This window comes from Stieleria marina, from assembly GCA_007741555.1.
Lineage (GTDB): Bacteria > Planctomycetota > Planctomycetia > Pirellulales > Pirellulaceae > K23-9.
Map to the genome: position 1 here is coordinate 5,966,991 of CP036526.1, position 20,146 is coordinate 5,987,136.

The following is a 20,146-nucleotide window of genomic DNA, read 5'->3' on the forward strand; positions in this document are numbered from 1 at the left end:
TGGGAAACGCCTTGTGTTGATTAAAGTAGCGATTACGACAGGATCACGGTACACCCAATATTTTGGCAGCATTGTAACGCCCGCGCACCGCTCAGTCGTCGCCGCGACGCAGGTTACCGTCACGCAAGCTACGGTCACGCAGATCGGCTTCAAGCAGGTCACGACTAGTCCGGGATCGCTTGCTTCGACGATGGACATGCGTCCGAATCCCGTCAAGCGTCGCGATCGCCATGATGGCCATCAGCACAAACGCGACACAGCTCCACGCGGCCACGAACACCAGCCCCGGTCCGGCAACGGTCGCGATCAAGACCAGCACACCGCTGGCAGCAAACAAGAAATGGACGCGATTTCGCGATCGTTTTCGGCTGGCCAAATACTTCGCGTCCGCTTCCGGCGACTTCATTTCATCGCGATCCTGCTGGCTAAATCCAACGTCCTCAGGATCGCCGTTTTCATACGCCCAGCCGTTTTGTTCATTGAAGTGCAGCCAAGCGGCAAAGCCAAACAGGGTTGCCGACAGCAGCAGCCCGCCCGCAAACATTCCGCCGACGAATAAGACCGGAATCATTGTTTCTTGAGCCACTCGTGGACGACCCAAACGACCGCGGCGATCGATTCACCACTGCAGTTGGCCGGAACATCTTGCTCGGTATGCCAATACGAAGGAGCCCCGAAACCTTCGCGGGGATAGTCAAAATCAATTAAGTCGACCGTGGGGATTTCCGCGATCCGGTTCAGCGGCAAATGATCATCTTGGATTTCGTGCCGCTCTTTGGGGATGAACGCTCGCACTCGCAATTTTCGCGCCACGCCCCATATTTGCCGAGCGACTTTGGGCGCGTAACGCAAACTGTTTCGTTCGTAATAGATTCTCAGTTCACGGTCGCCGATCATGTCCAGCAATACGCCTGCCCGGTAGGGAACAGCGGGCGGAGTCGCCTTGTACTTTTGGGCGAAAAACGTGGAACCGAGAAAGTAGTCGTCGCGACCTTGCTGAAAAACAAACTCTTCGCCATCAAATGCCACCAAATCGACGCCCACATCATCAGGCAAATCGTTCATCTGGTTGGCCAGCTCCATCAGCCCAGCCGTCCCGCTGGCACCGTCATTGGCACCAACGAAAACGCCCTTGGGATTATTGCGATCTTGATCAGGAAAGGGCCGCGTGTCGTAATGGGCGCAGATCAAATAACGCTTGGGGCGATCAGCATGCCACGACGCGATCAGATTTGCGAGCGAAACATCTGAACCGTTTTCGGGATGTCGAATCTGAAACGTTTGCAAGCTGACTTGCGCCCCGCGTTGACGAAAGTGCTTGGCCAGCAACTCCTGTTGTTGCTGCATTCCAGGCGAACCCGACGGACGTCGCCCGATGTCGCAAAGCTGTTGGAGATACGAAAACGAGCGACTGGCATCGTAAGTGGCCGGAATCGCAGCAAGCGTGGGGCTAACGTTTTCGACGGGACCGCGGTGGAATACGCCGCTGGTGAACGCCACAAAAACCATCGCGGCGGCAAGTGCCAAAAAAACACCATAGATCCACCAACGACCGGTCGCTTTTGCCGCAGGATTATTGCCGGGCGAATTACTGACAGGCCCACTAACCGACGGATGGGCCGGTGTTGGCCTGTTCGGATCACTCACCGTGGAGTGACGTGTGCTGGATGAAGAGGGGTTGGGGACGGTCATGGAATGCTGGGTCGTTGCGGAAGTCATGCCATCATTGTGGCGAATCTCGTCGATCATGCCACACCGGCTTGTCGCCCCGGCGTGCTCTTGGACTGATTGTTCGCGAATGCAGCCAATCCGCTAGCAAATAATCGGAAAACGACATTGTCGCTTTGCACGCCGTTTTGTTAGTCCCCTAGAGGTGGCGTCTCGCATTTGAGCCCTACGAACGTCGACCATTCTTTTTCTCGGACTCGCCCGGTAGTCGTGAATCCCCCTTCGCCCCACCAACCGTTCGTATTCCAGTCCGCTGTGGCTACAGCCGGAGTTGCGATCGGTGCAGGCGCAGGGACAGGTGCTGGTGCAGGGCGAAGTACGGTCGCGACGCAGGACAGTCTGGTCCACGACACCCGGCGTGAAATCACCGAGATCATTCGCGAAGTCGCCGTGGCAGCGCGGAGCGATCGCACGATTGGACAATTCAGTTCGCTTCTGGTGGACCATATTCTGCGTGCGATGGCGGCCGAAGGCGTCGTGATCTGGTATCGAAATTCAGAACCCCCCGACGTTCCCTTTGCGCCCATTCAGCGATGCGGCCGAATAACCGACAAGACGATTTTGCCGGAGTGTGCAGCCACGCACCAAACCATGTTGTCCCAAGTGGCCCGCGAAGCGATCCCGGTCGTTGTCCCGGCCACCCCCGGCGCCAGCGAATCAACGGTGCCAGCCAATCCAACGGACACTCCTGCGGCAGTCGTTCCAATCGAAAGCGACACCGGCTCGGGAAAGATCGAGTATTTGATCGAAGTCTTTCTGGAACCCGAGGGTGGGGTGACGACCCAACGCGGCTACCTGCGTTTTGTTGTTCAGATGGCAGACTTGGCCGGCGAATTCTTGCGAGCCGCCGAGCTTCGGCGTTTGAAACGAACGACGTTGATCAGCCAGCGGGTCGACACCGCCATCGAAGGTTTGCATCGCAATACGCGTCGCGAACAAGTCCAGGCTGCCATCGTCGATACAGCTGCTGACCTGTTTGATTTTGATCGCGTTGCGCTCTGCATCGTCGATGCGCCCCACGCGACGCTCGCTGCGGTCAGCCATGTCAACAAGATTGACCATCGCTCTGACGGAGCTCGCTTTTTGCTTTCGGCCGCCGGCATGGAACTAGACGATGGCATTGGAGTAATTGCACAAGAAAATGACGACCACTCTAACACGTTCGTCGTCGCGCCACATGATTCAGCCAGCACGCTGCGATTGGTTGCAGTTAGTAGCCAAGCCAGCAGCTTTGAAAACCGCGACCAGCTACGTCGATTTGTCGATCACGCCAGCGTCTCGCTTCGCAATGCAAGCCAGTTCGATGCGATCCCCGGAGGCCGCTTGTTGGCATCCATGGCGCCCGCACTGCAGTCAGGGCAAATCCAATGGTGGTTGCGTCCCATTTTCACTGCCTGCGTGCTAACGATGCTGATCATCTTAGCCATGCTGCCCACTCCGATGTACGTGCATGCTCCCGCGACCGTTCGTCCCGATCCACAGCACGTCCAACAGGTTTCAGCACACCGCGATTCAATCGTTCTGACGCGATATGTCGGTCACGGCGATAAAGTCCAGAAGGGCGACATTCTTATCGCGTTGAAAGACGAGAATCTAGAGGACGAAATTCGCGGCCTGACACGCGACCAGTCCGTGCTGAGTGAAAAGCAAAAGAATGTAGAAAGCGAACTTAGAAAAGTACGATCCCAGGGCAAGGACGGCACCACCCTGCAAAATGAATATAGCGAACTGGGCGTGAACCTGACCGGTATCGACGACCTAATCTCACTGCGGAAACAACACCGAGAAAGCCTGGTCGTTCGCGCGGACCGCAGTGGACGTGTGGACTCTTGGCGAATCGAAGAACGGTTGGCAGAAGGATTACCACTCAAACGCGGCGACCAGCTGATGCGAATCGTTGCCGACGACAAACCCTGGATCGTCGATGTCACCGTGCCTCAAAATCGCACATCGTCGATTCATCAATCCAGCGAAAGCGAAACACTTCGCGTCCAAGTTGCTCTGGATTCTTCGCCCGACCAGCCTTTGTCGGCAACCATGAACCAACCGATGGGGCCATCTGTTATTCAAACCGACAGTGGACTTCGCACCAGCAGCGTGCGGCTTCAGCTTTCCAGCCCGATGGCGGGAAGTTTGTCGGGCGTGCCGGCAAAAGCCATTTTCTATTGTGGAAATCGCCCCGCGGCCTATTTGCTTTTCCAAGACGTCATTGCCAAAGCCCGTGAACTGGCAGGGCTCTACTTTGGCCACGACTAGTGCGCAGCCAATCGATTGCCCGACTCGTTCCAGCCCCCACGACATTGTTTCCTCAAACACCACCCGCTACGGCCCCGGCAGCTACCGGCAAGCGTCCCCGCCGCAAGACCAAACGCCACACACTGAAACATGTCCACCACTCCCCTCCGACGCGATCTGAACACCACGGCCGTGCAAGGGCGAGTACGCCCTTATCGGATCGTGGTCGACGAAGTGGCCGGGCGATTTGCGAGGGTCTCCGAAGACCTCTGGCAGCGACTGGTCCGTGGCGACAATGATCCCGCGCTCTGGGCACAAGCTCAAGAAGCAGGGTGGACACGGAGTCGTATCGCTGAGAACCGCAAACCGAAATTTTCGTTCTTGGCCATTCGCATCCCGATGGGAGGCGTTGACTGGCTGGCACGCAGATTGGTCGCCCCGAGTTCGATCGTGTTTTCGACTACCGCGATGGTGGCTTGGTCAGTTGTCATCTTGATCGCCGCGATGATCGCGATCAGTCGCGGTGCCGAAATCATCGCATCGCTCGGTTCGCTAACCAGTTTCTTGCAACACACCAGCCCCATCACCTTGGGCGTTGTTTTCGTGTTGACCAAAATCGCTCACGAACTGGGGCATGCAGTCATGTGCCGACGGATGGGATCGCGGTGCGGCAGTGTGGGCGTGTTGCTGCTGTGCGGCATGCCGTGCCCTTACTGCGAAGTCACTGACATCTGGCGACAGTCCTCTGCGATTCGTCGCGCGGCGGTGATGATGGCGGGCATCTACATCGAATTAATCATTGCGGCAATCGCCACGTTTGTTTGGGCATTTGGAACCGATCCGTCGATCCGACTGATGGCGTTGAACTTGATGGTCATCTGCAGCGTCAGCACATTGCTTTTCAACGCCAACCCACTGATGCGATACGACGGCTACTTTGTGCTGTCCGACCTATTGGAAAGCACGAACCTTCGCCAAGAATCGCAGAAAGCATTTCGATCGGTGGCAACGCGGCGGATCGCTGGCCCGGAATACGCCGTCGACAAAAGCAGTGACCGTCGCAGCGTCTCGTTAGCCATCTACCATCTTGCATCGAAGGGTTATCGTTTGGTGGTGACCTGCACGATCGCAACACTCCTGATTGCCGTGGCTGGCTACTTTTACCTAAGGCCAGTCGCGATTGCATTCGTTCTACTGGCATCGATCATGCTGATTCAAAAAAACCTGCAACGTGCCGCTAGTGCCCTGAGCGGTCAAGCCAATTGGCAGCGTGTCCAGTTGGCCCGTCGCATGTTTGTGATCGGCTTCTTTGCGTTCGTGTGCGCTGCGTTGTTCTTCGCGCCGATGCCACGGTACCGTCCCGCGCGCGGAATGGTTGACGCAGCCCACGCACTTCGCGTTACCTTGCCGCATTCGCAAGTTGTGAAAAACGAATCAATCAAAGACTACGGACAACGGGTCCGCGCCGGTGATCCGATCGTGGTTCTTGCCGATGACGAAGAGCAACTCGCAAAACGCAAGGCCCAGAGCCAGCTGGTCCTTGCAAATCATCGAATCAACAGCGCGGATCGAATTGGCAGACTGGAGTCGAAATACTCGGGTCCAAAATCCAAAGATCAACGGCAACGGCTCCTAGCAAATCAGGTGGGCGCAAGACAAGAAGTCATGGCGGCCGAAAAACGCTTGGCCCGGCTTCAGGTGACTGCCGAAGCCTCCGGGGTCATTATTCCAGCCAAGCCAACTGTCGAATCCAACTCTAGCGGATCGGTAATGACGCTCTACGATCGCGTCGGCGAACTCGGTACCACACGAGGGTCCTGGTGTCGCATCGGCCGCGACAATTCACTTCATGCAGCTCTCGTGATTGATGCCTGTGATCGATCTCAAATCCAAATTGGATCATCGGTTCAAATCACATTGGCGTCGCGGCCGGGCCATGTGATTTCGTCGACAGTCTACGATGTATCCAAAATCCGATCCGACGAACAGTCGGTCGTCGGCGCAGCCGCGTACCAAGCTTTGTGCATGATCCCCGACTGCCAAGAAGACGAACTGCTTTCAATGATTGGCCAAGAATGCAACGGCGTCTTTCGCTTGCCTAACCGAAGCTTTGCAGCGGATTTGTCAAGCTGGTGGAGCGAGTGGATTCGTGGGTAAAGACGATTCGACGCAGCCGATTCTGCCGAACGTAGGCGACCGCATACTGCTCACGCTTTGCGATGCTCCGCACCCGGCTGTGCTGCCACCGGAGCAACTGTTGCAAGTCTGTGAATTGCGAACACAGCGGCGCAGCGGACCGGGTGGACAGCATCGAAACAAAACCAGTTCGGGCGTCTTTCTGACACACCGGCCCAGCGGTATCGTCGGTGAAGCAACCGAGCGACGCAGCCAAGCCGCCAACCGAACGGTCGCACTCCAGCGACTCAGGTTTCGACTGGCCGTGCACTTGCGTACGCCGTCGATTTTTGATGCGTCGGAAGTGCCACTGGAATCCGATGTCCGTGCAGCGTATTTCGGAAAGTCGTTGAAATTGAACGACCAAAACGATGCCAAACCGGGCGTGCTGGCGATGGTCCTGAACGATCTGCACGCTAGCGGAGGCCAACCAAGTGCCGTGGCCGAAAAATGGTCCGCTTCCACGTCGGCCATCGTAGGGCTGATTAAATCGGATCGCGACGCTTTTGCAATAGTTAACCGCATTCGACAACATCATGGGCGGCGGGCGCTAAAGTGAATTGAAGTAGCTACAATGGCCGGCGATCTGTCTATGATCGCCCGCCAACACACTTTGACTCACCTAGATTTAGTGACCCACCATGAAACTTATTCGAACCTCGATTGGACTGCTGATCGCTTTCTGCGCGATCTCGCAACAGGCTAGTGCAGCCGAGATTTTTGTCGAAACGGAAAGCTTTGCCGATCGCGGTGGATGGAAGCTCGATACGCAATTCATTCAACAAATGGGATCCCCCTATTTGCTCGCACACGGTCTGGGCAAGCCCGTCGATGACGCCAGCACGGAATTTGAAGTTCCGCAATCGGGTCAGTACCGCGTCTGGGTCAGGACGATCGATTGGGTCGCCCGCTGGGAAGCAAAGGGGGCGCCGGGAAAATTCCAAATCGCAATCGACGGCAAACCACTCTCGGAAACCTTTGGCACCCAAGGAGCCGAGTGGTCATGGCACGACGGCGGCCTTGTCGATCTCGCGCAAGGTTCGCGTAAATTGACACTCAAAGACTTAACGGGTTTTGATGGTCGCTGCGACTGCATCTACTTCACGACGGACCAGGATGCGACGCCGCCCGCTGAGCAGGGCGTGTTGTCAGACTGGCGACGCAAACAGCTGGATCTTCCCGAAACCCCGGCGACTCGTGGCCCTTATGATCTGGTCGTCATCGGCGGAGGTTACGCGGGAATGGGAGCCGCAATTTCGGGTGCTCGCATGGGCTGCCGCGTCGCACTGGTCCAAGACCGTCCGGTGTTGGGCGGCAACGGATCGAGCGAAGTACGAGTCTGGGCAATGGGCAACATTCGCCGCGGCAAGTTTCCACGCATCGGCGAGATCGTCGAGGAGTTTTCGGACCATGCAACCAAATCACCCGGCTCGTACGAAGAGTTTGGCGACGACTTAAAAGAACAGACTGTCCTTGCTGAACCCAACATCGACCTGCTGCTGAACCATCACGCTCACGCCGTCGAATTGGACGGATCAAAGATTGAAAGCGTGTTCGCGTTTGATACCCGCAGTGGCCAAGAAGTTCAAATCTTGGGCAACCTTTTCGCCGACTGCACCGGTCATGGTTGGATCGGCAACTGGGCCAAAGCCGAACTGGAAATGACAGAGACGGGCCGCATGGGCATGAGCAACATGTGGGCGTGGGACGAAGAAGCCGCACCAACTGATTTCCCCCAAACTCCTTGGGCGTTGGATTTGGACATGGCTGACTTTCCGTATCCCCGTGACCATCACGGACAATGGTTTTGGGAAAGCGGTTTCGACAAGGATGCCCTGGGTAGCGCCGAAGCCATCCGCGATTGGAACTTGCGAGCCGTCTATGGCGCGTTCAATGCGATGAAAAACCGCGACGGTGCCGACAAGCACAAAAACGCGATTCTGACTTGGGTCGCCTACGTCGGCGGTCCGCGAGAGAGCCGACGGTTGATGGGCGACGTCGTACTGACTCAAGAGGATGTCGTGGCCAAACGTGATTTCCCCGATGGTTGTGTCCCAACGACTTGGTCGATTGACTTGCACTACCCAAAAGAACAGTACGCAAAAAAGTATGCTGACAACCCTTTCATCTCAGTCGCCGTGCACGACCGACGCGTGGACCGATCGTACGGGTATCCGGTGCCGTATCGCTGTTTTTACAGTCGCAACATCGACAACCTGTTCATGGCCGGAAGAAATATTTCGGTCACTCACGAAGCACTCGGGACGGTCCGCGTGATGAAAACCTGCGGCATGATGGGCGAAGTCGTCGGCAAAGCTGCTTCGCTCTGTGCTCTGAACAGCTGCAATCCGCGTGACGTTTACGAATCGCATTTGGATGCTTTGCTAGAACTACTCAAATTGCCAGGCAAAGCTCACCGAAGCACACCGTCGGCACAGATCATCATTCCCGATGACATTTTGCCAATGGCCGGCCCTCAAGGCCCCATGTCCGGCAAAGACCCCAAGAAAGAAGACGGCATCGTGCTGGACGACAAAGATGCCACACTACGAGGAAACTGGACTAGCGGAACCGGGTTGAAAAACTACGTCGGCTGGAGCTACCAGTATGCGTCGCCCAAGAGCAAATCGTCGGCCACCTTTATCATGAAGTTCAAAGAGCCAGGGAAATACAAAGTCCAACTCTATTCGCAAGCTCACCAGAACCGTGCCACCAACACGCTTGTCACGGTGCTTGCCGATGGCAAACAAACCGAGCACAGAGTCAACCAACGCGAAAAATCACCCAATGACATTTTGACGGTCACCGAAGTCGACACTGGCGACGGAAATCGAGTCAACGTGACGATCAGTACCGAAGGTGCCGATGGCAATGTGCACGTTGACGCAGTGCGTTTGCTAAAGGTCCAATAGAAATTAGGCCGAACCGTCCGCCCACGTCTTTCTTTCGTTTCACGATCGCCGACTCCAAAATGAACCATCGCACTTCCAGGCAATCCAGTCTGGCCCGATGGTTTCATGCTGCGCGTGTTGGCATGGTGGTCGCGTTGCTGCTGGCGATTCCGTCGCCTCAGCAGCGTCAGATCGTCGATGCGGGCGCGGCGCCTAGCATCGACGTGGTTCAAGCGTTGTTTGAAGAACCCGTCTCGATTGAACCGATTGCCGATGGCAGCGGGATGTGGACCGTCAACAATGCGTCCGGCGAACCGCTTTCCAAGATCGCGCGGACGCTGCCGCTTGGCAACGACATCGTTGGCTACCGGGGTCCGACCGAAGCAATGATTGTGCTGGACTCGGAATTCAATATCGATCGGGTTGCTTTGCTTGCCAGCACCGACACGCCCGAACACGTTGATGCGGTCTTGGCAGACGGAGACTTCTTTGCTCAGTTCCGCCACTGGCCTTGGGGTGGCCCTGCTGGCGACCTGCAAGTCGACGCCGTGTCGGGCGCGACGTTGACCAGCATGGCCCTTGCCGAAAGCGTCCTTCGGCGGATCGGTGGTGACCGACCGTCGCTGGTGTTCCCCGATGATCTGTCACCATCGGAACAGAGCGAATGGGCGGACCAGGATTTTCCAGAGAGTCAGGTGATTCGCACGGGTCCGATCTCCGATGACATCGCCGGCTATCAGGGCCCCACCGAACTGCTGTTTCAGATCGACCAAGACAGAATCGTCCGTCGCATCGCGATTCGAGAGTCATTTGATAATGAACCTTACGTCGACTACGTCCGCACCGAAGCCTATTTCTGGAGTTTGTTCACAGGCAAAACGATCGACGAACTGGCGGTGCTAGATCCCGAAGCCGAACGAATCGAAGGGGTTTCCGGAGCGACGATGACCAGTTTGGCCGTAGCCGACACGATTGTCGCGGCAGCCAAGGGCATGACTCTGGCCCAACAGGAATCGGATCGCTTGGCCGCCCAACCATCATCGCTTCGCATGCGATGGTCGCTACCCGACATCGCCACCGTGGCATCGATTTTGTTGCTTGGTTTGTTCAGCTGGCGACGGTGGTTCCGTATCAAGTGGCTTCGGACAACTTGGCTGCTCTGGATCATCGCGGTGATTGGTCTCTGGGCAGGCAACTTGGTATCCATGGCACTTCTAGCGGGATGGGGAGCCGAAGGAATCGCTTGGCGACTGGCACCAGGGCTGGCCGCGATTGCCGTCGTTGCAATGCTGACACCGGCAACCACCAAAGGAAACCCTTACTGCAACCATCTGTGCCCCCATGGGGCGGTTCAGCAGTTGATCCGTCCCCGGTCCAAATCACGACGCAGAATCCGTCTATCCGGCAAGGTCCAAATGCTGTTGCGTTGGATTCCTGGAACGACGCTTGTGATCGCGTATGCGATGCTATTGGTGCGTCCGACAATCGACTTGTCATCCTGGGAACCGTTCCATGCGTACCTGTTCCAGATTGCTTCGTGGAGTGCGATTGGGATGACTTTCGCATCACTGGCGATCGCCGCTGTCATCCCGATGGGATATTGCCGGCTGGGTTGTCCTACCGGCCGGTTGCTTGACTACGTAAGACGATCATCGCAGAGCCACCGAATCAAGCTGGCGGACATTCTTGCCCTTGCGCTACTGATTGCGGCAGTCGCAACGCGATGGTTCTCGATCGCGTAATTTTCTTCGTGACTATGTGTTCCCCGCCGTGGTCGACGTTATTGAAAAAGTATCGCTCTTGGGGTTATCCCTCAAATCCGACTCCACCCTTTGACCAACTCAGAATCTCTTTTCGTTCGAACCGCTGCACGCGCATTTTGCGTTGACGAAAGTTCTCCATGTTGGATGCTCCTAGCGGTCGAGTGACCCGCGAGCATTGTCTCGCTTGATCCTTACGAGACAAATCAAAAGAGCATCCCCATGACAGCTTCCCCACGCGCCCGTCGCGCCTTCACACTTGTTGAACTCTTGGTCGTCATCGCGATCATCGGCATCCTGGTTGGGCTTCTGCTACCCGCCGTTCAAGCTGCACGCGAAGCAGCGAGGCGAATGAGTTGCAGCAACAATTTCAAGCAGATCGGATTGGCAGTTCACAATTACCATTCAACCTACAAACGTCTGCCCAAGCACAAGACAGGAACGGGCCTAGATCCTGGTACTGCGAACTGGTGGATCTGGTCGCCCAACACCAACCAAAGCCAACTCAGTGCTTGGGTCGGCATCACTCCGTTCATCGAACAGCAAGGTTTGTGGAACGAACTGAGTCGCCCGCTCGGAGCCGAACTGGGCGACGATGGACAGCGAATTACCAAATCTCCCTCCTGGAGTGCGTTTGGCCCCAAGCCTAGTTTCTGGGCCAGTTTCAAGTACCCGCCGGCGATGACCGAGATTCCAACTTATCGATGCCCATCGGATCCCGGCTACGGTGTCCCCGCACAAGGCCGCAGCAACTACGCCGTGTGCTTAGGCGATTCGTTTTGCAAAGCCGAAACGGGACCGATGAATCACGCGTTGGTACAAACGTCGGCCGACGCACAGCTTTCGCGTGCTGGCCAGCGTGGTGCCTTTGTCGCTCACCGTGCGATGCGGTTTCGCGACATTCTGGATGGACTATCCAACACGATCATTGCTGGCGAAATTGCCACCGACTTGGGTGATCGCGATGTCCGTACCCAAGCCGCTCGCAGCCAAACCGGTGTAAAAGCCAACCCTCGTATTTGCGAACAAAACGGCGCGATCGATCCGTCTCGGCCGCGTTTCTGGGCCACTTCGACGCTCTTGTTCAGCGATTGGGATGGAGGTTCGATCTACGGCCGTGGATTCCAATGGATGAACGGCGAAACGTTTCACACCGGCTGCTTTACGATCACACCACCCAACACAGCAGCCTGCTGGCAAAACGATTGGCCTGGCCAACAAGGGATCGCGCCGCCAAGTAGCCGCCATCAAGGCGGGTGCCACGTGATGATGGGCGACGGTGCCGTTGTCTTTGTGACGGACTCCATCGAAGCGGGCGACCAAAACGCGCACATGGTCGAAGCCGGTCAACAAGGCAAATCGGCCCCCGGTCAAAAAAGCCCCTACGGATTGTGGGGAGCACTTGGCACTCGGGCGGCATCCGAAATCATCCAAGAACAATTGAACCAATAACCAGGCGAAAAGCTCTCGCCAAATTACAATTTCAAACGCCAAGGATTCCAACCATGCAAAACAAAATCATCGTCGCCGTTTTTCTCTGCTCGCTGCCTTGGATCATCGGCTGCGGTCGCAGCAACGAAACTCAAGTGATTGGCTCCCTCAGCGAAGACTTCTTAGCCGAACTACAGGCCGGCCAAGAAGAATACGTCAAGCAAATGCCGCAGGTAAGCACGAAGCGTTAACCGTGACAACAGGCATCATCACCTAAAATCACATCTGTCCGCTCAAGCTGCTTGGCTAGCTCCCAACATTCCATCGTTGCAGCAATCCAAGCAGCTTTTCGTTTCGCGGTGTCAGCTTGGTTCGATTGTATTGGTCGCCAAGTTTGCGAATCGCATCAGCCACGGTCGGATACGGATGGATCGTGCTGCCGATCTTGGACAGCCCCAGCCCATGCGTCATTGCCAAAGTGATTTCTGAAATCAAGTCACCCGCATTTTCAGCAACGATCGTCGCGCCCAAAATCTGGTCCGTCCCCTTGCGCGTCAATACTTTGACAAATCCCTCTGGGTTTCCTTCCAAAATCGCGCGATCGACGTCGGCAAAGTGCTGGACGTAGGTATCGATTTCGATGCTTTGCTTTGCGGCGTCTTTTTCGTAAAGCCCGACATGGGCCACTTCGGGCGATGTGTACGTTGCCCACGGAATGATCAGATCACTGGACTTCTTTTTGCCGAACGGCCCCGTCGCAAACAAGGCATTTTGGATCACGATGCGAGCTTGAAAATCCGCCGCATGCGTGAACTTGTATTGCGAACAAATGTCTCCCGCAGCGTAAATTTTCGGATTCGTCGTCTGCAGGTGGTCGTTGACACTGACGCCCGTTTTGCCAAATTCCACGTTGACGGCAGCCAAGTTCAGACCATCGGTATTGGGGGCACGGCCCACGGCGACCAACAGTTTGTCGACCGTAATGTCGTACGGATCACCGTCACGTTTAACGGCGACTCGAATCCGATCATCTTCGCAACGAGAGACTTTCATGTCTTTGCTATTGAGCATCAAATTGATGCCGTCCCGCTCGAATTCTTTTTGAACGATGGCGGCCGCCTCAGGATCCTCGCGGCCCAGAATGTTTGGGCCGCGTTCGAAGAGCACCACTTCGCTGCCTAATCGAGCAAAGACTTGAGCCATCTCCGCTCCGATTGGGCCGCTACCGATCACGCCAAACCAAGGCGGCAACTCGGTCAGTGAAAACAAGTTTTCGTTGGTCAGGTATTCGACGGTCTCCAGTCCATCAATGGGTGGCGCGGCCGCTCGTGCGCCGGTTGCCACAACGGCTTTTCGGAACTGCAGTTCACTGGTGCTACCATCATTTCGAGTCACGGTTACTCGATCATCGCCCGCAAAACTGCCTTGCCCCAAATAAACATCCACTCCCAAATCGCTGAAGCGCTGTGCTGAATCGGCGGGGCTGATTTCGGCGCGAAGTCTTCGCATTCGTTGCATGACAGCAGCAAAGTCGACGACGGGATTTTCTGGAACTTCAATTCCGAACGAAGCCGCTTCCTTCATCGTCGCCACGATGCGTGCGGCGCTGATCATACCTTTGGACGGAACGCAGCCGACATTCAGACAATCGCCCCCCATCAATTCGCGTTCGACCAACGCGACTCGGGCACCAAGGCCAGCTGCACCAGCAGCCGTCACCAAACCAGCAGTTCCGGCACCGATCACCACCAGATGATAAGGTTGACTGGGAGTCGGGTTTGTCCACGTTGGCGGATGCACGTTCGATTCCAATTGCCGATTGAATTCGTCGTGAGGCTGCAATTGAACCAAGGGACTTGTCGAATTTTCGCTGGAAGTAGTATTCACGTTGGTTCTATCGAGATGTACGGAGGTCGTTTTCAGTGTTCTTAAAGATTGCCTATCGCAAAGATGGTGATTTCAGTGCTCTGCCCGCCATCACTGCAATTCTGTTGACCAAGACCGAAACCATCGTAGTGCGGCGGACAAGGGATTTGTGAGATCTTGCGGAAACTGCGATGCAGCCTTTGATGACAATCGTTTCGCACGCGCGACCGGCCAGTCGCGAAGAAGGATGCCGATGCTGTGCGACCGCATTTGTATCGCCACCGATACGTCACTGACACCTCCGCAGCCGGACCATAATCAGCAGAAAGCGTCGCAAAATCAAATGGCCCAAATACTCAGCTGCCATCGACGTGCCAGCTTGAAATGCGATCGACACGTAGGCGAGACCGGCGGCAAGACAGCTTTTTACGGCGTCCTAGCCAAACGTTGTGAAACTGAACCGTGAAACCCAGCTCAAAATCATCGATTCCGCGTCAAGGAAGCGTCAGTCATCGGTTGGATTTGCATCTAAATTCGGCTGGTTCACCCCGGGGCAGTTCGTTACAAGTCAGTTTGACGGAACACTCCATCGATGCGTGCGGGATGCGCGCATGATTTTGCCCGGCATGGACGACGATTTTTTCAATGAACAACTTTGGTCGCGTACTGCGAATTTCGTTACGCCATAAATGGTCGCTAGCTGGCATTCTGGCTACATCTGCGTTGATCGCGGTTTTGTGGGGCGCCAACATTGGCACGCTACTGCCGCTGATTCGCGTCGTCTTCAGTGACGACCCCGCTTGCGACAGCATGCCTGAGTACGCCGCAAAAGAAATCGCGCTCGCCAACGAGATGATTGCAGGCTTTGATGCGGAAATCGCATCTCTGAACCAAAAACTAGCGACCGCCGATCCCGCGGTCCGTCCTACGATCGAGAAACTGATTGGCAAGGAAGTCCAGAAGAAAAAGGACAAAAGCGGCAGCGTCTACTACATGCAGCTCGTCCAGCCCTATCTGGACAAATACGCGCCGACGACACCGTTCAGCACGCTGCGCATCATCGTGTTTTTGCTGGTCGTCAGCACGGTCATCAAACTGATTGCACTGATGGGCAACATGCTGATGGTACAGTACGTGTCACAACGAACGGCCGTCGATTTGCGTGCGATTTTCTATCGCAAGGCACTTCACCTAGACTTGGATTCGTTTGGCGAAAACGGCTCCGCTGACTTGACCGCTCGACTGACCAACGACATCGCCTTGGTCAGCGCTGGAGTCACGGTGTTGCTTGGCAAAATGGTCCGCGAACCACTAAAGCTGGTGGTGTGCATCGGCAGCGCCGCCTATCTGTGCCCACGACTGTTGCTTTTCGTGATGGTGCTAACGCCTATTCTGGCGCTTGTGATGCAGCACCTTAGCCGCGCTATCCGTCGCGCCAGTCGACGAGCGATGGAAGAAATGAGTCAGCTGTATGGAATGCTGAATGATTCCTTTGCCGGCATTCGCGTCATCAAGGCCTTCAATACACAAGCATTTGAACGAGCCCGTTTCAGCCAAGGTATCAACGCTTACTTTCGCAAATCAATGAAGATGGCGTTCTACAACACGTTGGCTCGTAGCAGCAGCGAGTTGATGGGAATGATCACCGTCGGCTTGGCAATTCTGGCGGGCGGCTACTTGGTATTGAATCAAAAGACACACCTGTTGGGTTTGCGAATCACCTACGAACCACTCGACCCAGGTCAAATCTGCCTGTTCTTTGCGTTCCTGATTGGTGCATCCGATCCGGCAAGAAAGTTGACGGATGTCTGGAGTCGGCTTCAAGGCGGAATCGCGGCGACGACCCGAATTTACGAAATCATCGATGCTCCTGTTCGCGTCCACGAACCCTCGTCTCCGCAAGCAGTCAATCGACCTCATCATCGCATTGAATTCAGTGATGTTTCTTACCAGTACCCGGCCGGACCAACCGTCCTTCGCGGAGTCGACCTAACCATTCGCCACGGTGAAACGATCGCCGTGGTGGGCCCCAACGGAAGCGGCAAGAGCACGCTGGTTAGCTTGTTGTGTCGGTTCGATGATCCCCAAGGCGGAACGGTATCTCTGGACGGCGTGCCGCTCAGCGACATGCGAACGCGGGACCTGCGAAAACGACTCGCCCTGGTAACGCAGCGCACGATCTTGTTCGACGACACAATCGAAAACAACATTCGCTACGGGACACCGGGTGCCGATAGTCACGCCGTGGTTCGCGCCGCAAAGATGGCGTTTGCCGACGATTTCATTCACCGCAAAACTCCCAATGGTTACCAAACCGTCTTGGGTGCCAGCGGAATGCGACTCTCCGGCGGGCAGATGCAACGAATCGCCCTGGCCCGCGCCTTTCTGCGAAACCCAGACATCTTGATCCTGGATGAAGCGACCAGCCAAATTGATTTGGAAAGTGAACAGCTCATCCACGAAGCGTTGGCGAAATTTTTAGTCGACCGCACCGGCGTGATGATTACCCACCGACCGACCAGTTTGGCGATGGCCGATCGCATCGTTGTGATCGAAAGCGGCAAAGTAGCCGACAGCGGATTGCACGAAGACCTGTTTGCTCGCAATCGCTTTTACCAAAGCCTGTGCGGCGTCGAGCAACGCAAGAGTGCCTAAGCAAATGCACGTGCTGCGGCCACGACTTCAGAAGTCATCGACGCTGCACGGCATCTCTGCAAGGAAACCATCCGACCGTTCGTGATCGACAGTCGCAAACGGCTGATCGCCTCAATACAGCGTTGGGACATCATGGTCCGCGGACGGCGCCGAGACATTGGCCGCGTCGACCTTTGGCAAGCGAACCGTAAAGGTTGTGCCATCTTTGTCGGTCGCGAAATCGATGCTGCCGTCGTGTTGGCGAATGATCTTGTCGCACAATGCCAAGCCCATGCCGGTACCTTCGCTGCGCGTCGTAAAGTAAGGATCAAAGATCTTGCCTTGAATGTCATCGGGAATTCCGCCGCCCGTGTCGCTCACTTCGATGCAAATATCGTCGTCTTGTCCGGAAAGCTTAAAAACCAGCACGCCGCCACTTGGCATCGCGGCGATCCCATTGATGGCGAGGTTCAAAATCACCTGTTGCAGTCGCACCTCATCGGCTTGAATCAGACCGACCATTTCCGTTGGCAAGTCGACTTTGATTTTGACGCCCTTTGCTTCTGCATCCAGGCGGATGAGACGAACCAGTTTTTCGATCAACAACGCTACATCGACTGGCGATCGACCGATGTCGTGAATTGACGCGTAGTTACGAAAACTATCCAGCACGCCTCCGATGCGTTTGACCTCGGTGTTCAAGATATCAAGCGACTCGGCTGTTTCCGCGTCGCCCGTCTCCTTTCCCAGACGTTCGCAAAGCAGCTGAATATGGAGCGACAATGCACTCAGCGGATTCTTGATCTCGTGCTGCAGCCCTGCCGCCAGCGACCCTAGGCTCATGTAACGTTCCATCCGCCGCAGGCGTTCTTCCATCAGCCTTCGTTCACTTACGTCGCGAACGTGAATGACCAAACCAACATTCTCGCCATCACGTGATCGCAGCACGGTGCATCCGGCGCGCAGTGTTCGCGTGTGTCCATCATTTGTTACGTGATAGTCACGGTCGCGAATCGGTTGCCCGTATTTCTGAACCGCCTCGGTGATCTCGCAAAGCAAGCTGTGCTGCGAGTGGACATCAGAAATCGAAATTTGGGGAGCTCGCGACTCCAGACCGACCAGCTGTTCGCCGCGCGGATTGACACTGATGATCGTGCCTTCTTGATCAGTCGTGATTACCCCGGAATCCATGCTGGCCAAGATGTCCGCCGACAGTTCCTTTGCATCTCGCAGCGATCGCTGACTGCTGAAATAGCCGCGCACCACGAACGACAAGACAACAGCGGTCGCGATCGCATTTAAAACCAACAGCAGCGACAATTCGCTCTGCACGCTCAGTTCGCTCTGCAATTCTTCAGCAACTTCAAAATCATTGCCACGCAGATGACCGATCAGCTGACCGACGATTTGCTGCTCGTGCCGAACATTGATCCAAATCCAGGCGGTAACGCTCAGTGTAAGCAGGCTGAGAATCGCCAAACCAATGGCAAAGCGTCGAACGCTACGGCTATCGTCAGCACTAAACATGTTTACCGCAGTCCGTATCGGCCCATTTTGTAATGCAGCGTTCGCACGCTGACGCCCAACGCCTTGGCCGTTCGTTCGCGGTGCAGATCGCAAACCGCCAACGCGGCTTCGATTGTTGATTTTTCGCACGCTTCGACCGCTTCGGCAAGCGACGGCGGCAACGCGGAGTCGACTGCTTTCACGCGTGTCAGTTCAGCAGGCAGTTCGCCTTCGTGAATCGTGTCTCCCGGTGTCGTGATGACCATTCGCTCAATCACGTTTCGCAGTTGCCGAACATTGCCCGGCCAAGATGCATCAGTCAGCCGCTGCATCGCTGCGGGCGAAACTTGCTTGGGCTCTCGAGAGTGGCGAGCGCAGAAATGTTCCAAAAAGTGCTCGACCAACAATGGAATGTTGTCACGACGATTCCGAAGCGGTGGCACGACAACCGGAATCACGTTTAACCGATAGTAGAGATCTTCCCGAAAATCGTTTTCCTCGACCAAGTTTTCGACGCTGCGATTGGTCGCCGAAATGACACGAGCATCCGAGTGCAAGAGTTCTTCGCCACCGACTCGATTGAACTGTCCGGTCTCCAACACACGCAGCAGGTCGACTTGGCTCTTTGCCGACATCTCAGTGACTTCATCCAAAAACAACGTACCGCCGACCGCGCGTTCAAAACAGCCAGGCTTTTGCCGCGTCGCTCCGCTAAAAGATCCTTTCTCGTGCCCGAACAATTCGCTTTCGAGCAGCGTTTCGGGAAGTGCTCCGAGATTGACGGGCACAAATGCGTTAGCCGATTGCTCGCTCAAATCATGCAATGCTCGAGCAACCAGTTCTTTTCCTGTGCCACTTTCACCGTGGATCATGACGGTCGCCTGCGTTCCGGCGACTTGACGAATCTGCCGAAACACATCCTCCATCGCGGCGCCACTAGCGACAATATTGGACAGCTCGCCTGATTCGGCAAGCTGGTTGCGAAGCTGTTGATTTTCCAACCACAACTCGTAGTGATCCTGAGCTCGCCGAACTTGTTGCCGAACCAAATTCAGATCAACTGGTTTCAGAACAAAGTCGAATGCCCCAGCCCGCATCGCTTCCACTGCCGTTTCAACCGTGCCATGCGCGGTGATCACGATCACACAAGTCCCCGGCCGGTCATGGACCATCTGCGTCAGCAATTCGATGCCAGTGACGCCACAGTTCAATCGGACGTCGACGATTACCAACGGGTGGGCATTCTTCGCGAACTTGGCCAAGGCTTCATCCGCATCTCCCGCCGTATCGATGACCCTGCCATCGTCCGCCAAGCCTTTTGCCAGACCGGATCGAATGTTGGGCTCGTCATCGACGATCAAGATACCGAAGGGCAGGCTGCCGACGGACGAACTACCGACGGATGGGGCGTTGGTCATAAGGGCGTGGTTCCTCGGTTGAATCCTTCATGATCGCGATTCCGGTTGATGCCTCACCGCGGTGAACGACGCGTCAACGACAACTCAGCGACAACTCAGCGAAGCGTCTCAAACGATCTGAAAGTTATCGACAACGGCAGCCATGGATGACCAAGATTAAACGCATGGAGTGAGTCGAATGTTTGCGATTCGCAATGGGAGCTGTCTACCAATTCTCCATTCTATCAAAACATAGTGCGACCGCGATCGGTCTCGTAGCGTCGACACAAACTTGCGGGCTCAAGTGCAGTTGAGACCTAGAGCAGCGAATCGCAGTGCTGCAAAAGTTTGCACACCACTGCAAATGCCTGCACGAATCCCTGGTCGGTTGCTTCGCGGCTACCGTGCGGAGGAGCCGTACCAAACTTTTTCTAACACGGCAAAACGCTGTCTTTGCGAACAATCTGGAAACTCGAACGATCGCTTCGGCACAGCCCGTGCATAAGGGTGTGCCAACCACGAC

The 20,146-nt window shown here is 55.7% G+C and carries 13 protein-coding genes; 8 read left to right on the forward strand and 5 right to left on the reverse strand.

Translation table 11 applies throughout. The features are described from left to right. Positions 1–91: 91 nt before the first annotated feature. Positions 92–571, reverse strand: coding sequence for a hypothetical protein (locus K239x_RS21205; protein WP_419189236.1), 480 nt, complete (start codon positions 569–571; stop codon positions 92–94). Then, complete coding sequence (locus K239x_RS21210; RefSeq protein ID WP_419189237.1) at positions 568–1,692, reverse strand: M28 family peptidase; 1,125 nt, start codon at positions 1,690–1,692, stop codon at positions 568–570. Before K239x_RS21210 ends, K239x_RS21205 begins: the two co-directional genes overlap by 4 nt. 291 nt (positions 1,693–1,983) lie before the next feature. On the opposite strand from K239x_RS21210, the gene K239x_RS21215 reads away from it, so the two are divergent. The 7 genes from K239x_RS21215 to K239x_RS28870 all read left to right on the forward strand — a co-directional run bounded on the left by K239x_RS21215 (position 1,984) and on the right by K239x_RS28870 (position 12,471). Next, positions 1,984–3,984, forward strand: a complete 2,001-nt coding sequence (locus K239x_RS21215; protein WP_145420386.1) for an efflux RND transporter periplasmic adaptor subunit — start codon at positions 1,984–1,986, stop codon at positions 3,982–3,984. A 129-nt stretch (positions 3,985–4,113) separates the two neighbouring features. After that, complete coding sequence (locus tag K239x_RS21220; RefSeq protein ID WP_145420387.1) at positions 4,114–6,120, forward strand: hypothetical protein; 2,007 nt, start codon at positions 4,114–4,116, stop codon at positions 6,118–6,120. Continuing rightward, positions 6,113–6,697 (forward strand): peptide chain release factor family protein, encoded by a 585-nt coding sequence (locus tag K239x_RS21225; RefSeq protein ID WP_419189238.1) that lies wholly within the window; start codon positions 6,113–6,115, stop codon positions 6,695–6,697. The genes K239x_RS21220 and K239x_RS21225 overlap by 8 nt, the downstream gene beginning before the upstream one ends. Before the next feature lie 82 nt (positions 6,698–6,779). Further along, on the forward strand, positions 6,780–9,050 hold the full coding sequence (locus K239x_RS21230) for an FAD-dependent oxidoreductase (protein ID WP_145420388.1): 2,271 nt from the start codon (positions 6,780–6,782) through the stop codon (positions 9,048–9,050). A 59-nt stretch (positions 9,051–9,109) separates the two neighbouring features. Beyond that, positions 9,110–10,771, forward strand: a complete 1,662-nt coding sequence (locus tag K239x_RS21235; RefSeq protein WP_145420389.1) for an FMN-binding protein — start codon at positions 9,110–9,112, stop codon at positions 10,769–10,771. A 240-nt stretch (positions 10,772–11,011) separates the two neighbouring features. Beyond that, complete coding sequence (locus K239x_RS21240) at positions 11,012–12,241, forward strand: DUF1559 domain-containing protein (RefSeq protein ID WP_145420390.1); 1,230 nt, start codon at positions 11,012–11,014, stop codon at positions 12,239–12,241. A gap of 53 nt (positions 12,242–12,294) precedes the next feature. Next, entirely contained in the window at positions 12,295–12,471 is a 177-nt protein-coding gene (locus tag K239x_RS28870) for a hypothetical protein (RefSeq protein ID WP_419189239.1), read from the forward strand. Between the two features lie 55 nt (positions 12,472–12,526). Here K239x_RS28870 and K239x_RS21245 read toward each other — a convergent pair whose 3' ends face one another. Continuing rightward, the gene (locus tag K239x_RS21245) at positions 12,527–14,107 is read right to left on the reverse strand and encodes a mercuric reductase (RefSeq protein ID WP_419189240.1); all 1,581 of its coding nucleotides are present in this window, start codon (positions 14,105–14,107) and stop codon (positions 12,527–12,529) included. 624 nt (positions 14,108–14,731) lie between these two features. Between K239x_RS21245 and K239x_RS21250 the strand changes: the two genes are divergently transcribed. Then, positions 14,732–16,741 carry an ABC transporter ATP-binding protein gene (locus K239x_RS21250; protein WP_145420391.1) on the forward strand — a complete coding sequence of 670 codons (2,010 nt, stop codon included), beginning with the start codon at positions 14,732–14,734 and terminating at the stop codon, positions 16,739–16,741. A gap of 111 nt (positions 16,742–16,852) precedes the next feature. Here the strand turns inward: K239x_RS21250 and K239x_RS21255 are convergent, their stop codons facing one another. Together K239x_RS21255 and K239x_RS21260 are read right to left on the reverse strand one after the other, a co-directional pair. Then, positions 16,853–18,247, reverse strand: a complete 1,395-nt coding sequence (locus K239x_RS21255) for a two-component system sensor histidine kinase NtrB (protein ID WP_145420392.1) — start codon at positions 18,245–18,247, stop codon at positions 16,853–16,855. A 2-nt stretch (positions 18,248–18,249) separates the two neighbouring features. Continuing rightward, positions 18,250–19,644, reverse strand: a complete 1,395-nt coding sequence (locus tag K239x_RS21260) for a sigma-54-dependent transcriptional regulator (RefSeq protein ID WP_145420393.1) — start codon at positions 19,642–19,644, stop codon at positions 18,250–18,252. Positions 19,645–20,146: the final 502 nt, after the last annotated feature.

What these genes read in the sequence shown, in the direction of transcription:
- K239x_RS21205 (WP_419189236.1), bottom strand. Translation starts at nt 571, where the DNA reads ATGATTCCGGTCTTATTCGTCGGCGGAATGTTTGCGGGCGGGCTGCTG.
- K239x_RS21210 (WP_419189237.1), bottom strand. Translation starts at nt 1,692, where the DNA reads ATGACCGTCCCCAACCCCTCTTCATCCAGCACACGTCACTCCACGGTG.
- K239x_RS21220 (WP_145420387.1), top strand. Translation starts at nt 4,114, where the DNA reads ATGTCCACCACTCCCCTCCGACGCGATCTGAACACCACGGCCGTGCAA.
- K239x_RS21230 (WP_145420388.1), top strand. Translation starts at nt 6,780, where the DNA reads ATGAAACTTATTCGAACCTCGATTGGACTGCTGATCGCTTTCTGCGCG.
- K239x_RS21235 (WP_145420389.1), top strand. Translation starts at nt 9,110, where the DNA reads ATGAACCATCGCACTTCCAGGCAATCCAGTCTGGCCCGATGGTTTCAT.
- K239x_RS21240 (WP_145420390.1), top strand. Translation starts at nt 11,012, where the DNA reads ATGACAGCTTCCCCACGCGCCCGTCGCGCCTTCACACTTGTTGAACTC.
- K239x_RS28870 (WP_419189239.1), top strand. Translation starts at nt 12,295, where the DNA reads ATGCAAAACAAAATCATCGTCGCCGTTTTTCTCTGCTCGCTGCCTTGG.
- K239x_RS21250 (WP_145420391.1), top strand. Translation starts at nt 14,732, where the DNA reads ATGAACAACTTTGGTCGCGTACTGCGAATTTCGTTACGCCATAAATGG.
- K239x_RS21255 (WP_145420392.1), bottom strand. Translation starts at nt 18,247, where the DNA reads ATGTTTAGTGCTGACGATAGCCGTAGCGTTCGACGCTTTGCCATTGGT.
- K239x_RS21260 (WP_145420393.1), bottom strand. Translation starts at nt 19,644, where the DNA reads ATGACCAACGCCCCATCCGTCGGTAGTTCGTCCGTCGGCAGCCTGCCC.